Origin of the sequence: Novosphingobium sp. MBES04, from assembly GCF_000813185.1 — a bacterium.
In the GTDB taxonomy this organism is placed as follows: domain Bacteria; phylum Pseudomonadota; class Alphaproteobacteria; order Sphingomonadales; family Sphingomonadaceae; genus Novosphingobium; species Novosphingobium decolorationis.
Window position 1 is genome coordinate 2,790,339 of record NZ_DF850488.1, and the last position, 14,656, is coordinate 2,804,994.

The following is a 14,656-nucleotide window of genomic DNA, read 5'->3' on the forward strand; positions in this document are numbered from 1 at the left end:
AGGTCCGCGCTCAGAACGCGCGGCGGACCGAGAGGAACCACTCGCGCGGACGGCCGACCGAGCCGGTGTTCACGCCGTAGTTCTGCACGTTCTCGCTGACGCCGGTGTAGTAGAACTTGTCGAACAGGTTGGTGATGCCGGTGCTGACCTGCCAGGTCTCGTCGTCCGAGGCGTAGGTCAGGCGCAGGTTGAAGAGACTGCGCGAACCGATCTGGTTGTCCGGGTTGTTGACCGAGTTGAAGTAGAACGAAGACTGGTAGGTCCAGTCGACGCGCGGGGTGAGCGTGCCGATGCCATCGCCTAGCTGTGCCTTGTACTGCATCCCGGCGCTCAGCTGCCAGCTGGGGTTGAAGGGGGCGACCATGTCCTCTTCGACAAAAGTCGTGGGATCGACGCGGGTATAGTCGAAGTTGAGGTAGCCCATCGCGCCGTCGATGGTGAGGTTGTCGATGGGCTCGGCAAAGAGCTCGGCCTCCAGGCCCCAGACGTCCGCATCGCCCGCATTGGCCGGCTGCGAGCAGGTCGGGCTCACGCTTTCCGGGCAGAAGTAGCGGTTGATCTGCAGATCCTTGTAGCGGTTGAAGAAGAACGTGCCGTTGAAGCGGATGCGGTTGTTCCAAAGGTCCGACTTGAAGCCGGCCTCGTAGGTGGTCAGCGTCTCGGGATCGAAGGGCACGATCTGGTCAGGCGTGTAGGGGCGCGGATTGATGCCGCCGCCCTTGTAGCCGGTCGCGATCTGCGCATAGACCATCAGCTCGGGCATGAAGCGGTAGTTGACGCCGAGGCGATAGTCGGTGCGCGTGCCCTTGAAGAGGCCCACTTCCCCGTCCAGCCCTGCGACGAGGAAGTTCGTCGTCAGCGGAATGCCCGAGGGCAGTGTGCCGTCCGGATTGCGCCGGGTGAACTGGTACGTCTTCTTGTCGTCGGTGTAGCGGATGCCCGCGATCACGTTGAGGTCGGGCGTCAGGTGAAACTCGGAGTGCGCGAAGGCGGACACGGAGCGGTTCGAGATCGGGTCGTCCTGCACGAAGTCGAACATCGCGGTCGGGATGAGCGAGCGTCCGGCGATGTTGTCGTCGGCATCGTAATAGTAGCCGCCCACGGTGAAGTCGATGAGCGTGCCGACCTGGCCGGAAAGGCGCAGTTCCTGGGTGAACTGGGCGTGCTCGTAGTCGAACTCCTGGACCAGCACCGAGAGGGGCGAGCCATCGAGATCGATGCCGGAAGTCCCGCTCGCCTCGCGGTAGGCGGTGATCGACTTGACGGCGAGGAAGTCGGTCAACTCGAAGTCGACCGTACCGGCCACGCCCCAGCTCTTGGCGGTGCTCTGCGGGCTGGTGTCGAAGGTGCCGGGGGCGACTTGCAGCGGCGTGCCGAAGATCGTGGTGTAGTTGCCGCCCGAGGCGTAGTTGGCGTAACTGGAATAGGACTTCGGCCCGGTCAGGAAGCGGCTGTCGAAGGGGACGCCGCCCAGCGGATCGGCCGCGTCGTAGGAGCGGGTATCGTTGCTGTTCGCATAGATCAGCTTGGTGGCAACCTGCTCGGACTTGTTCATCGCGTAGTCGCCGATGAGGTTGATCTCGAGGCTCGATCCGACAGGGGCATAGCGCAGCGCAAGGCGCCCGCCCTGGACATCGACGCCGCCCTCGGTGCCGGTCTGGCAGTCGCCACCACCCACTGTCGGCGCAATGCCGGAATCGGGGTTCAGGCAGCCGTAGTCGTAGAGCTTGAAGAAGCCGTCGGTGTGTTTCGAGACACCTGAAATGCGCGCGTAAAGCCCATCGGTAATGGTGAAACCGGCGCTCGCGCGCAGGTCGATGCGGCCGTAGCTGCCCGTGGTTGCCTCCACGAAGCCATCGCTGACCTCGTCGGGCTTGCGGCTGAACAGCTTGATCGAGCCGCCGATCGAGTTCTTGCCCGAGAGGGTGCCTTGCGGCCCGCGCAGGACTTCGACGCGGTCAAGGTCGTTGAGGTCGAGGATCGCGCCGAAGGTGGTGCCATAATAGACATCGTCGATGTAGATGCCCACGCCCGGTTCGAGCGCGAAGCTGGAATCGTTCTGGCCGATGCCGCGGATATAGGCCTGCACCGCGCTGCCGTTGAGGCCGGTCGCTTCGGACAGGTTCACGTTGGGCGCGATGGCGGTGAGGTCGGTGACGCTGTCGACGCTCTTGGCGGCCAGCTGGTCGCCGCTCGTCGCGGTGATGGCGATGGGCGTGTCCTGCAGGCGCTGTTCGCGAAACTGCGCGGTCACGATGATCTCGGGGGCGTGGACTTGCGCACTGTCCTGTGCGTCGTCCTGCGCATGGGCGCTGCCAGGGCTCAGGGTCAGGCCGGTGAGGCCCGTGGCCAGGGCGATCACGGCGCTGGCCGTGCGACGACAGGTGAATGGGGCTCGTGCCATGATATTTCCTCTCCCTCGACCATCGGATCGGGCAGGCGGATGGAGGACGCTGGCGGTCCTTTCTCACCCTTCATGGTCGCGTGAAAAGCCCTGCCGGGCATTCCTTGCGGCCACCGTTCTCCCTGCCCCAACGGTCCATCGTTGGTGACTTCGTCATTGTGCAAAGGGCAGTCTGGACCCGGGCAGCGGTGCCCCTGTCAGCCGGACTACCAGCTGGGGTAAATTAGTAACGATCGTTATTAATGTGTCAATCGATTTCGTCGCCCGAAAGGAGCCTCCTCTCTCCTTCCGGACGACGTCCCGACAGCGCGCCTCAGCTCGAGCGCATCAGGCCGCGGCGGCCTGCGCCTTGCGGGCCTTGGCCTTGTCGAGCTGTTCGCGCGAAACCCACCAGCCGTGGACCTGCGCGCGCATGGGCAGGGGCATCGGCACCCGGGCGATGGGACCCTTGCCCACGGCGTCGGCCTCGACCACCCAGAGTTCGGAATCGAAGCTGTTCTCGCCGGTCTGGCGGTCGACCACCATCAGCAGCCAGCCGTCCTTGTCCGGATCGGAGGAGGGCACATGGACCGGCTCGTTGATGGCCATGCCCGGTTCGAGCGGCATCGCTTCGATGCGTCCATTGCCCGGCTCGATCTGCACCAGCATGTTGAACGAGACCCCGACCGGGCCACCAAGGACGGGCGGGCCGCCTTCGGGGTTGATGGTGAGGTACCAGCCCTTGCGGTGCATGCGGCCCTGGCTGGCGTCGGGAATGCGCGGCATGTCGCCCGGAGGGCCGATGACGCGCGATTCAAATTCCTCGCCGGGCTTGGACATGTCGAAGGTCCAGCGGGTCATGCCGCCCTGGATGCTCTGCTGGGGGCGCTCGACGCCGCCCGCCTCGCGCATGAAGCCGAAGGCACAGGTGTCGGACAGGCACACGTCGAGATGGACCAGATCGCCATCGTCGTAGGCGTTGAGGAAGTGAAAGGCCGAAACGCCCTTGGGCCCCTTGAACCAGCGCATGTCCTCGACCTTGCCGTAGCGCGGCATGATCCCGACCCAGGATTCCAGGTCCTGCTGGTGCGCCCAGTGCGCGCCGCCCGCCTTCAGGCGGTCAAGATCGGCGGTGGTCGGGAAGATCGGGAAGACAGCGTACGTCTCGGTGATCGTGAAGTCGTGGATGGTCGAGCAGTAGGGCTGCTTGAACCATTGCTCCGAGATCAGGTTGCCGTCCTTGTCGGCAATGCCATAGGCCACATCGAGGCTGGCAAGGCCGCCTGCCTCATAGCCGAAGAAGAACATCTCGCCCGTCTCGGGATCGATGCGCGGGTGGGCGGTGAAGGTCTCGGACTTGAGCGCACCATAGTAATCGAAGCGGCCGATGGTCTCGAGCGTCTCGGGATCGACCTCGTAGCCAAGCCCATCTTCCTTGGTCATCAGCAGGCGGCCGCCGTGCCAGACAGGCGTGGTGTTGGCGACGGTGCGGTCCTTGCCCGCAACGCTGGGATCGTCGGTGTAAGGGTTGCGGTAGCGCCCGAAGAGCGCGGTGCGCGCCTCCTTCTCCAGGAGGTAGCGCTCGGTCTCGACGTACTTGATCGCGTAGTCGACGGTGCCGCCGCGAATGTCGAACTTGGCGACCATGCCATCGGCTGAAAGCGCGACCTCGTCCTCGAAGATCGGGGCCATGGCCGGGTCGGGGACGGCGCGGAAGAAGGCGCCGTCGATCTCCTCGGGAATGGTGCCGATGACGTCGAGATTGCGGGCCGACCACTCGACCCCGATGGGGGTGTTGGTGCCGGTGAAATGGATGGTGTGCGGGAACTGTGTCACAGTGACGTCCTCTCCAGAATGTATCCAGAACCTGTTTTGGGTGGTGTCTCCCCGGGGACCCCGGTTTGTTGTGTCACGCGTTCCATCAGCGGTTCGCGCGCAGGGCCTTGAGTACGTGGTCCGAGCCCTTGTCGCCGACCATGATCGCGGTCGCGTTGGTGTTGCCGGCAGGCAGGCTCGGGAAGATAGAGGCGTCGGCGACCCACAGGCCCTCGACGCCGTTGACGGCCAGGTCGGGATCGACCACCGCCATCAGGTCCTCGGCCGCGCCCATCTTTGCGGTGCCGACAGGGTGGTAGAGCGGGATCGAGGCGAGCTTGACGTATTCGCGCAGAGCCTCGGGCGCGTCGAGCGCGGCGCCGGGGCGGACTTCGCCGGTGATCTGGGCGGCCATAGGGGCGGCCTCCATGATCTTGCGCGCAATCGCGATGCCCTCGACGATCTGCTCGATGTCGTCCTCGCTGCCCAGCTGCTGGTGCGCGATGACCGGCGGCGCCAGCGGATCGGCCGAGCGCAGGGTGATGCGCCCGCGCGCGGAGGGGCGCATGAGGCCGATCAGCGTGGAGACCGCCGCGTCCTTGCGCAGCATGAGGCGGCCCTGCTCGTCGAAATCGAAAGCGAAGGCGGCAAACGAGATCTGCAGGTTGGGTGCGGGCAGTCCCGGGCGCCCATGGACGAAGGCCTGCGCATGGCCGATCCCGGTGGTGAGGGCACCTGTGCGCAAGGCGGCGAACTTGAGCAGTTGCAGCGCGCCGCGCAACCCTTGCGCATCGGTGTTGAGCGTCGTGCCCGAAACCGTGTTGACGAGGTGCGTGCCGACATGGTCCTGCAGGTTGCGCCCGACGCCCGGAAGATCGCGCACGAGGGGGATGCCCATGTCCTGCAGATGCTCGGCCGGACCAATCCCCGAGAGCATGAGCAGGCGCGGCGTGTTCATCGAACCCGCGCTCAGGACCACGCCGCGCGTGCTGCGCCAGGTGCGTTCCTCGCCGCCTTGCCGCACGACCACGCCGCAGGCGCGGCCCTCCTCGATGAGGATGCGCAGGACCTGGCACTCCAGTTCCACCTTGAGCCGCCCGTCGTAGTCGCGCCCCTCCAGATAGCCGCGCGCGGTCGAGCAGCGCAGGCCGCCGCGCTGCGAGACCTGAACGTAGTCGACGCCTTCGGCGCTCTTGCCGTTGAGGTCCTCCGAGCGCGGGATTCCGGCAGCTTCGGCCGCGGCAATCCAGTCGTCGGTGATGGCATAGCGCGCGCGGACCTCGGAGACCCCGATGGGGCCGCCCGTCCCGCGCCAGGCGTCGGGGCCGCGCTCGTTGTCCTCCAGGCGGCGGAAGTAGGGGAGCACGCTCTGGTAGTCCCAGCCTGCCGCGCCCAGGTCAGCCCAGTGGTCGTAGTCCCACTTGTGTCCGCGGATGAACATCATCCCGTTGAGCGAACTGCCTCCGCCCAGGAGCTTGCCCGCCGGCCATACGTCGGCACGTCCGCCGAGCGAGGGGTCGGGCTCGACCTTGTAGCACCAGTCGTAGTCCGGGTTCTGGACGACCGAGCTGGTAAGGGCAGGGACGCGCGATTTCAGCGTCTTGTCGGAGCGTCCGGCCTCGACCAGGAGCACGCGCGTGCCCCCTTCGGCGAGCCGTCCGGCCATTGCCGCGCCGGCCGAACCGCCGCCGATGACGATGATGTCAGGGGTATCCATGGCCTGTCTCTCCTTCGTCAGTAGCTGGACAGGATGGTGAGGCTGGGCGCGTCGAGCGGCTTGCCCGCGGCCTTCAGCTTGAGCTCACGCGCGCGCACCTTGGCCTGCTCGTCGATCAGCCAGGCGTGGATCGCATGCGCGTCCTCCTTGCTGATGAGATCGTCCCAGCGGGGCATGCCCATCGGCAGGAATGCGCCTTCCAGCACGATCTGGTCGAAGGCTTCGTGGATCTCGGGCTGCATGCGGCGCAGGTCCGGCACGCCCGAGATGATCTGGTTCGAGTGGCAGATCGCGCAGTTGCCGAAGAACACCGCCTGGCCGCGTGCGATCGTCGCCGGGGTAACGCCGGGAAGCTGTGCGGGCGGCTCGGGCGCAACTTGCGGAGCGGGCAGCGGATCGGGCTTGGGTACTTCGCCGCCGTCGATCTTGAAGACGAGCAGACGGTTGGCGTTGCCGTATTTATAGGGCGCGGAGTAGCGCGGGACGAAGCCCCAGCCACCCCCGCCGAAGCCCGCCTGGACTGCGACGTACTGCACGCCGTCGACGCGGTAGGTCATGGGCGCGGCCATGATCGCGGTGCCGGTGTCGATTTCCTTGAGGATCGCGCCCGTCTCGGCGTCGCGCGCGATGAAGCGCCCGTCGATGCTGCCGTGGAAGACGATGCCGGTCTTCGTCGCCATGACGCCGGGGCGGTCCTGCCAGCCCTCGGTGTCGACCGCCCACTTGGCCTTGCCGGTCATCGGGTCGATGGCGCGGATCTGCGAAGAATAGGGCTTGTCCTTGACCCACTGCCATTCGGGCAGGGCCTTCACCATGTCCTGCAGCGGCGGGGGCAGGGTGGCGATCGACTTGTCGAGATCGGCGGTGAAGAGCAGCGCAGTCTGGATGTTGAGCGCCTTCTTGCGGTGCGGATCGGCCGGGTCGAGCGGGGGCGTGGTGAACATGAGGTTGCCCATGTCGAGCACGGAGGCGAAGTAGAGCTCGCGGTCCGGGTCATAGGCGGGCGGGTACCAGTTGCGTGCGCCGGGCGAGGCGGGGAAGATGATCTTCGGCCCCTTCCAGTAATGGGCGCTGTCGGGCTTTTCCTTGGGACGCCCGGTCTTCATGTCGTAGCCGTCGGCCCAGCTGGTGCGCACGATGGCGTTGATCGCGATGGGTTTTCCGGTCTCACGGTCGAGCACGAACATGTAGCCGTTCTTGGGCGCGTGGATGAGCACGGGGCGCATCTCGCCCTCGACGTCCATGTCGGCAAAGACGATGGGCTGGGTCGAGGTGAAGTCCCAGGCATCACCCGGCGTTTCCTGGTAATGCCACTTCACGCGGCCCGTCCTGGCATCAAGCGCGACGAGCGAGGCGACGTAGAGGTTGTCGCCCCCGCCCGGTGAGCGACGCTCCAGGTTGTAGGGCCCGGCGTTGCCGACACCGATGATGACCGTGCCGAAGCGTTCGTCGTAGTTGATCGCGTCCCACACGGTGCCGCCGCCGCCGATGTCCCAGCGGCTTTCGGGCGACCAGGTCTTGACCGCCTCTTCCAGCTCCGGGTTTTCCTGAGGTCCTTGGGCGGGATCGTGGGGCACGGTGTAGAAGCGCCAGGCTTGTTCGCCGGTGGCGATATCATAGGCGGTCACATAGCCGCGCGCGTCGTATTCCGCGCCCGCATTGCCGATGAGGACGAGGTTTCCGGCCACTTCGGGCGCGCCAGTGATGGTGTAGCCGCGCGAATGATCGGTGATCGTGTCAGCCTTCCAGGCGACCTTGCCGGTCTTCGCGTCGAGCGCGTAGAGCCAGCCGTCGAGCGCGGCCACCATGACCTTGCCGTTCGCGACAGCAACGCCGCGGTTGCCCTGGTCGCAGCAGGCGCCACGGTTGGCCTGCATGTCGACTTCGGGCTCGAAGGTCCACAGCTCCTCGCCGTTCGCGGCGTTGAGCGCGTAGGTCCGCCCCAGGTTACCCGAGGTGTACATCACCCCGTCGAGGACGACCGGGGTCGCCTCCTGCACGCGCGAGGAGCCCAGGTCATAGCTCCAGGCAAGGCCCAGACGCCCGACATTGCCGGGGTTGATGTCGGTGAGGCGCGAGAAATGGGCCGCATTTGCGCCGCCCTTGGGGGTGGTCCAGTCATCGCCCATCGCGGCGCTGTCGGACGAGCCGGTCGCCCCGGAACAGGCGCTCAGCAGCAGGGCTGCGGCAACGGTCAGGCTTGCGGAAAGTACCTTCATTTCGGCCAGCTTTCGCAGTGCTGCAGCATGACTTCGCGCAAGCTACGCGGGGGCTTCCCGGTCAGCTTCTCGACGTGGTCGGTCGCAAGGTCGAAGAAGCCCTCGCGGATCGACTGCCCGAAAGTGACCATGTCGTCGCTCGACCAGGGGATCGGCCCGTCGGGCACGATGTCCGAGGCGTGGCGCGGCACGCCCAGCGAATCGAAGTAGGCGAACATGGCCTCGTCATCGACATGCTCGACTTCGATCGGCTTGCCCGCGATCTCGCTCGCCATCGCAAGCGCTTCGGGGATCGAGATGAGCTCGGGGCCGGTGAGGGTGTAGGCGGTGTTCGCGTGCCCGTCCTGGGTAAGCACGCCAACCGCCGAGGCCACGCAGTCGTCGCGGCTGACGAAGGCGACCTTGCCGTCCGCGCAGTTGTCGGGCTTGTGCCCTGCCATCAGCGCAGGGATGACCATGGCGCCCGCGATGGCTTCGGAATACTGGCTGTCGCGAAGGTGCGTCCAGGCCGCGCCCGAGGCTTCGATGATCTCCTCGGTGGCGCGGTGGTCGAGCTTGACGATGGCCGGGTTGTCGGGCGCATCGGCCGCGATGAGCGAGGTGTAGACGATATGGTTCACGCCAGCGGCCACGGCGGCCTCGACGGCATTTCGGTGCTGGCCGACGCGGGTGCCCACGCGCGCGGTGCTGATGAGCAGCATGCGCTCCCCGCCTTCCATCGCGGCAGGCAGGCTTGCGGGATCGTCGAAGTCGGCTGCGCGTACGTGCGCGCCAGCCTCCGAAAAGTGTTTCAACTTGTCCGGGGTCCGTGTCAGGAACACGAGGTCGTCCGCCGCGCATTTTTCCAGAAGAAGCTGCGCTGCGCTGTGGCCGAAGGCGCCCGATGCGCCGGTGACAATGATCTTGCCCAAGGGTCCTCTCTCTTCCCGATTTCGCTCCGAGTCAGCCCGGAGTTCTTGTGGAAGAAAGTAACGAGTGTTACGGTTGCGTCAAGGCACCTCGTACCGGCCCGGAAACGCGATGCGGGCGGCGAGGGCGAACATGGGAGAGACTTACCTTGCCGAAATTGCCGATCGAAGACCGTCTTGCGCTGCAGGATCTGATTGCGGACTACAGCTGGGCGCTGGACACGGGCGACGTGGAGGCGCTGGTCGCCTGCTTCACGCCCGATGCGCGGATGGTCGAGGAAGTGTTCGAGGACCCGGATATCTGGGAAGGCCACGAGGGTATTCGCGGAATTGCCGAGCATTACCGCAACGCACCGGGCTTTCCGGGGCGTCAGCACCACGTCACGCAGACCCAGTTCCGCCCGCAGGACGATGGCAGCGTCAAGATGCGCAGCTTCGCCTTCGTGACCGAGTGCGAGGACGAGCCGCCCTATCTCCTGCGCTTTACCGGCTGGTACGACGACCACGCGGTGCGCTGCGAAGACGGGAACTGGCGCTTCCACCGCCGCACCGTACGCCTCTGGGACGGTGAAGTTCTCAGCAAGTTCCCTGGACGTGGCCAGTGGGTGCCGCGCAAGCGGCCGGAATCGCTCATCATTCGTAAGTGACGAAGAAGAAGAGGATTCAAGGGACCTTCGCCCCTTGGACCCCAGACTCGGCGACCTAACCTTGTTCCGCCAGTCTGGCGCGCGGGACGAGAGGTCGCCGGTTCGGGGAGCCCGAGGGCGATGGCCCTCGGAATATCTTTTAAATAAAGCCCTTCCAGAACGGCGGTTCCGGAAGGGCTTTTTTGTGGGCAAGATCACCCCTTTCGACGTAGCACCCAGCTGAAGCTGGTCGGCGCATCCGCTCCCTGTATCTCCAGGGCGTCCGTCAGCGGCGCGGCCCCCAGAGCCAGTTCGGCGAAGGCGCGCGGCCAGTTGGGGCCACTCGCGCGGGCGAGGGCGGCGAAGGCTTCGGCGCCGCTCCGGCAGCGGCTCTCATGGATACATCCGGCGCGCTGGGCGATCTGGACGAGTTCCTCGTAACCGGCTTCGCGGGCGACCTCGGCAAAGAGCAGGCGGTCGCTGGCCCGGCTAACTCCAAACACGACCTGCGGACGGCGTGCAAAGAGCGCCTGGGCCTGGCGCACGGGGTCTCCGGCGAGGGCCTGCGAGGTCTGGCCAAGCTGGGCGGCGCGGGCGGCAAAGCGCCGCGCGTCGGGAAGTGTAGCGTCATGCAGGAGGGCGGTGGGCGTCGTGGTGGCATTCGCTCCGGAGGCGAAGAGCGTGGAGCCGAGCGCCGCAAGCGGCACGCCTGCGGCGGTAAGCGCGAGCAATTCGCGCCGGGCCAGAGCCGTCATCGGGTGTCCCCTTCCATCGTGCCACCCATGTCCCTGGGCGTCTTGCTTGCGAGGTAGTCGGCGATCTGCTGCATATCGGCATCGCTCACTTCGCCGCGCGGGATCGCGGGCATGTTGCCGATGCCCATGCGCGCGGCCTGGATCACGTAGTCGGCGGGAAGGTCCTCGCGCTCTTCAAGCAGGGCCACATCCATGCGGCGCGCAAGAAGGCCGGTGCCCATGCCGTTGGGACCGTGGCACATCACGCACTTCTCGATGAAGAGCTTTTCGCCCGGGCCCGCGTCGGGGCGCGAGGAGAGCGTAACGGGCGCGGGCATCGGCGGCGGGCCGCCTTGTGGCGCGTCCTTGGCGTCCTGGGCCGGGGCTCCGGTGCCACATGCCGCGACGGCGATGAATACGGCCGTGCAGGCACCGGTCAGCGCTGACTTGGAAAGTGTGCTCATGCGCAGGTTCCTCCCTTGGCACCGGGCCAGATGCCGCTCTTGCCGGGCGCGATGACGCCGGCCGGATCCAGCGCATTCTTCACGCGCTCGTTCAGCTTGAGCAGGGCGTTGTCGTTGAAATCGTACGTCGAGGCGACGAGGTCCATGTAGTCGAGATGGGTGCGGTACTCGCCATAGCCTTGCGCCTTCGCGTCGGCGACAAGCTGGCGCAGGAAGGGATCGACCCGGCCCATCATCTCCGGGTCGTCCTTGTCGAGGAGGACCGCGTTGACGTTGATGAGATGGCGCTCGCCGAAGGCGAAACTGGCCTGGTAGTCCATGCCGTATTCGCGGTAGCGGTCATAGGTTCGCTTGAACTGCGCCATGGCGGCCGTGCCCGACTGGGGCAGCACCGGCGAGAAGCCGATGTGCCCGCCGCGCCCGCCGTGCCAGTTGGCGTTCTGCATCGGGAAGCTGATCGGCGTGCCGGTCCAGCCCGAATTTTCCAGCGGCTCGCCGCGCTTCCACTGTGCAGGGCGCATGGAGAGGGGCTTCAGGTCGTTCATGGCCTTTTCCAGGATCGGATAGGCGGCCTTGTTCACCTCTTCGCGGCCATAGAGGCGCAGGCTCACGCCCCACCAGCCTACACGGTACTTCGTGCGGATCGCCGAGATCACCTCGTCGCTCAGCGCGCCGGGCTGGTCGGTCCATTCCGAGCGCGTGGTGAGGACGGCCGCCGCGCGCAGCCAGTTGCCGATGGTGGGCGACTGCTGAAGCAGGCCTTCGCGGCGCAAGGGGGCCAGCGTGTCGATGAGGGGGCCGAGGTCCTCGGGATTGTCGAACTCGACATCCATGCCCATGAGCGATTCGGGCTCGGGCATGAGCCAGAGGCCCATCTTGGTGACGACGCCGAAGTTCGATTGCACGAAGAGCTGGTCCCAGGCCGGGCCGAAGCCGTAGCGGTAGAGCTGCCAGGTGGGCGATCCTTCGAGCGCGCCCATCCCGGTGCGCACCAGCGAGCCGTCCGCCAGCGCGACTTCCATCCCGCAGATCTTGCTCGTGTTTTCGCCATAGGGGGTATAGCCCACGCCCCGGTCGAGCGCGTTGCCGACGACCGATCCCCAGGAATTTCCGGGCGTCGAAAGCCAGTGCTTCATGCCCCGGGCCTTGAGGAAGTCGTAGAGATCGTAGAAGCCCACACCAGGCTCGAGCAGGACGGTGCCGTTTTCCTCGTCGTACTCGATTTTCTTCATGCGGGAGAGATCGAGTATGACCGAGCCGGCCAGGACCGGTGCGCTCCCGCCATAGCCCAGGTTCTTGCCCCGGCTGATCGGCCAGAGCGGGATGCCGACCTCGGAGGCGATGCGCAGGGCCGCTTGGACTTCCTGTGCGCTGCCCGGCGCGATGGCACCCGAAGGGTGGTGGAGCGTGTCGTCCACCGCGAACTTGTCGTTGTAGGCGGCGGCGTCTTCTTCGCCGAAAAAGACGTTGTCGGCGCCCAGCGCCGCCTGGAAGGCGGCCCGCGCCTGCCGGATGCGGGCCGGGTCGGGCCCCTGCGCACGTTTCGAAACCATCGCTCTCCACCTTGTCGCAAGCCAAGTCATGCGCCTGCGAAGCGCACGGGCTGGCTGCCACCTTATTAGTAACGTTCGTTACTTTGCAGGAGGTGCGGGCGCCTGTCAACGCGGCGCAGGCGCAAGGCGGCTCAGTCGCTGGGCGGCAGGCTGTGGATGCGGGTGAGCAGACCGATGAGCGTCGCCACTTCGGCGTCGGTGAAGCGCTCCTTGAGCCAGGTCTCGTGCGCGAGAATGGACGTGCGGGCCTCCTCGAGCACGCGCTCGCCCTCGGGCTGGAGGTGGAGCGAACTCTTGCGGCGGTCGAGCGGGGAGGGCTCGCGGCGCAGGAGGTCGCGCGCGGCCAGCCGGTTGATGATCTCGGTCGTGGTCGCGCGGTCCATCTGCAGCTGTTGGCCCAGGTCCGCCTGGAACAGCCCGGGCTGCTCGGCCACCGTCCACAGCACCGAGACCTGCTTCTGGGTCAGGCCCAGATCGGTGAAGGTCTCGGTGAAATGGCGATAGACCGCGCCATGGGCCAACCGGATATGGAAGCCCAGGATCGAGTCGAGATCGCCGTGTCCCCCGGTCCGCGCAGCGGCGCCGGGTGTCTCGGATTTTGGTTCGTTCGTGCCCACGCGCTCATGCTTAGCCCGTCGCGCAAATCGTGCAAGTCATCGCATGAAAACAAAAAATAATGCTTTATAACAATATGTTGCTAGATATTGGTTCGTTCCACGAACATTTTCTCTTGTGCGGATTTCGGGGCCGCGATACTCTCAGCAGGCACGCAGCGAGGCTGCGGCTGAATTTTTTGGAGAGGTGAGATGGCTGACAATCTCGAGCAGGTTCTTCAGGGGACCGGCAATATCGTTGAGATGCTGCGCAATTCGCAGCTTGGCGCCTACGTATACCCCGTTGTGGCGCCCGAATTTTCCAACTGGCGTTCGGAGCAGTGGGCCTGGCAGCACAGCGCCGTCCTGTTCGACCAGTCGCACCACATGGTCAATCTCTACATCCGCGGCAAGGACGCGCTCAAGCTCCTCACCGACACGATGATCAACAGCCCCAAGGGCTGGACCGTGAACAAGGCCAAGCAGTACGTCCCGACCACGCCCTACGGCCACGTCATCGGCGACGGCATCATCTTCTGGGAAGAAGAGGAAAGCTTCACCTACGTCGGCCGCGCGCCTGCGTCCAACTGGCTGCGTTACCAGGCTGAGACCGGCGGCTACGATTGCGAGATCGAGCTCGACGACCGCTCGCCGATGCGCCCGATGGGCAAGCCCGTCAGCCGCAAGGAATGGCGCTTCCAGATCCAGGGCCCCAAGGCCTGGGACGTGATCGAGAAGCTGCACGGCGGCCCGCTCGAGAAGCTCAAGTTCTTCAACATGAGCACCATGAACATTGCCGGCAAGACCGTGCGCACGCTGCGCCACGGCATGTCGGGCGCGCCGGGTCTCGAGATCTGGGGCCCCTATGAAGAGCAGGAAGAAATCCGCGCCGCCATTCTGGAAGCGGGCAAGGAATTCGGCCTGATTCCCTGCGGCAGCCGCGCGTACCCTTCGAACACGCTGGAATCGGGCTGGATCCCCTCGCCGCTCCCGGCCATCTACACCGGCGAGAAGCTCAAGGGCTTCCGCGAGTGGCTCGGTGCGAACAGCTACGAGGCCACCGGTTCGATCGGCGGTTCGTTCGTGTCGGACGACATCGAGGACTACTACCTCAACCCGTGGGAACTGGGCTACGGCAACTTCGTGAAGTTCGACCATGACTTCATCGGCCGTGAAGCGCTCGAAGCGCTCGACCCGGCCAAGCAGCGCAAGAAGGTGACGCTCGCCTGGCATCCCGAAGACATGGCCAAGATCATGGCCTCGATGTTCGATCCGGATGGCGAAGCTACAAGTTCTTCGACGTGCCGCTCGCGAACTACGCCTCGTCCAACTACGACGCGGTGCGCGACGCTTCGGGCAAGACCATCGGCTACTCGATGTTCACCGGCTTCTCCTACAACGAGAAGCAGGCTCTGAGCCTGGCGACCGTCGATCCCGAAACGCAGATCGGCGACGAAGTCACCGTGCTGTGGGGCGAAGAGAACGGCGGCACCAGGAAGTCGACCGTCGAGCCGCACAAGCAGCTTGCCGTGCGCGCGATCGTCTCGCCGGTTCCCTACTCGCGCGTCGCGCGTGAAAGCTATCAGGAAGGTTGGCGCACCGTGAAGGCCGACGCCTGATCCTTTCGCTCTCCCGATGAAGAAG

12 protein-coding genes are annotated in these 14,656 nt (G+C 65.8%); 3 read left to right on the forward strand and 9 right to left on the reverse strand.

Translation table 11 applies throughout. The features are described from left to right. Positions 1-10: 10 nt before the first annotated feature. The 5 genes from MBENS4_RS12445 to MBENS4_RS12465 form a co-directional block, all read right to left on the reverse strand. Complete coding sequence (locus MBENS4_RS12445) at positions 11-2,404, reverse strand: TonB-dependent receptor (protein ID WP_039391086.1); 2,394 nt, start codon at positions 2,402-2,404, stop codon at positions 11-13. 327 nt (positions 2,405-2,731) lie between these two features. Further along, positions 2,732-4,219, reverse strand: coding sequence for a carotenoid oxygenase family protein (locus MBENS4_RS12450; RefSeq protein WP_039391088.1), 1,488 nt, complete (start codon positions 4,217-4,219; stop codon positions 2,732-2,734). A gap of 85 nt (positions 4,220-4,304) precedes the next feature. Further along, positions 4,305-5,915 (reverse strand): GMC family oxidoreductase, encoded by a 1,611-nt coding sequence (locus MBENS4_RS12455; RefSeq protein ID WP_039391089.1) that lies wholly within the window; start codon positions 5,913-5,915, stop codon positions 4,305-4,307. A gap of 17 nt (positions 5,916-5,932) precedes the next feature. Then, on the reverse strand, positions 5,933-8,134 hold the full coding sequence (locus MBENS4_RS12460) for a PQQ-dependent dehydrogenase, methanol/ethanol family (RefSeq protein WP_039391090.1): 2,202 nt from the start codon (positions 8,132-8,134) through the stop codon (positions 5,933-5,935). Beyond that, on the reverse strand, positions 8,131-9,045 hold the full coding sequence (locus tag MBENS4_RS12465; RefSeq protein ID WP_039391091.1) for an NAD(P)H-binding protein: 915 nt from the start codon (positions 9,043-9,045) through the stop codon (positions 8,131-8,133). Before MBENS4_RS12465 ends, MBENS4_RS12460 begins: the two co-directional genes overlap by 4 nt. A gap of 146 nt (positions 9,046-9,191) precedes the next feature. On the opposite strand from MBENS4_RS12465, the gene MBENS4_RS12470 reads away from it, so the two are divergent. Then, entirely contained in the window at positions 9,192-9,689 is a 498-nt protein-coding gene (locus tag MBENS4_RS12470) for a nuclear transport factor 2 family protein (RefSeq protein ID WP_039391093.1), read from the forward strand. 194 nt (positions 9,690-9,883) lie between these two features. Here MBENS4_RS12470 and MBENS4_RS24155 read toward each other — a convergent pair whose 3' ends face one another. The 4 genes from MBENS4_RS24155 to MBENS4_RS12490 all read right to left on the reverse strand — a co-directional run bounded on the left by MBENS4_RS24155 (position 9,884) and on the right by MBENS4_RS12490 (position 13,036). Continuing rightward, the gene (locus tag MBENS4_RS24155) at positions 9,884-10,423 is read right to left on the reverse strand and encodes a hypothetical protein (protein ID WP_052322244.1); all 540 of its coding nucleotides are present in this window, start codon (positions 10,421-10,423) and stop codon (positions 9,884-9,886) included. Then, complete coding sequence (locus MBENS4_RS12480; RefSeq protein ID WP_052322245.1) at positions 10,420-10,866, reverse strand: c-type cytochrome; 447 nt, start codon at positions 10,864-10,866, stop codon at positions 10,420-10,422. The genes MBENS4_RS24155 and MBENS4_RS12480 overlap by 4 nt, the downstream gene beginning before the upstream one ends. Next, positions 10,863-12,419 carry an FAD-binding oxidoreductase gene (locus MBENS4_RS12485; protein ID WP_052322246.1) on the reverse strand — a complete coding sequence of 519 codons (1,557 nt, stop codon included), beginning with the start codon at positions 12,417-12,419 and terminating at the stop codon, positions 10,863-10,865. Before MBENS4_RS12485 ends, MBENS4_RS12480 begins: the two co-directional genes overlap by 4 nt. A gap of 131 nt (positions 12,420-12,550) precedes the next feature. Beyond that, complete coding sequence (locus MBENS4_RS12490) at positions 12,551-13,036, reverse strand: MarR family winged helix-turn-helix transcriptional regulator (protein WP_039391095.1); 486 nt, start codon at positions 13,034-13,036, stop codon at positions 12,551-12,553. A 189-nt stretch (positions 13,037-13,225) separates the two neighbouring features. Between MBENS4_RS12490 and ligM the strand changes: the two genes are divergently transcribed. Further along, positions 13,226-14,428: a vanillate/3-O-methylgallate O-demethylase gene (gene ligM / locus MBENS4_RS12495; RefSeq protein ID WP_340140819.1), complete on the forward strand. Its 1,203-nt coding sequence runs from the start codon at positions 13,226-13,228 to the stop codon at positions 14,426-14,428. Next, positions 14,389-14,631 carry a hypothetical protein gene (locus MBENS4_RS27405; protein ID WP_340140820.1) on the forward strand — a complete coding sequence of 81 codons (243 nt, stop codon included), beginning with the start codon at positions 14,389-14,391 and terminating at the stop codon, positions 14,629-14,631. Before ligM ends, MBENS4_RS27405 begins: the two co-directional genes overlap by 40 nt. The last annotated feature ends 25 nt before the right edge of the window (positions 14,632-14,656 follow it).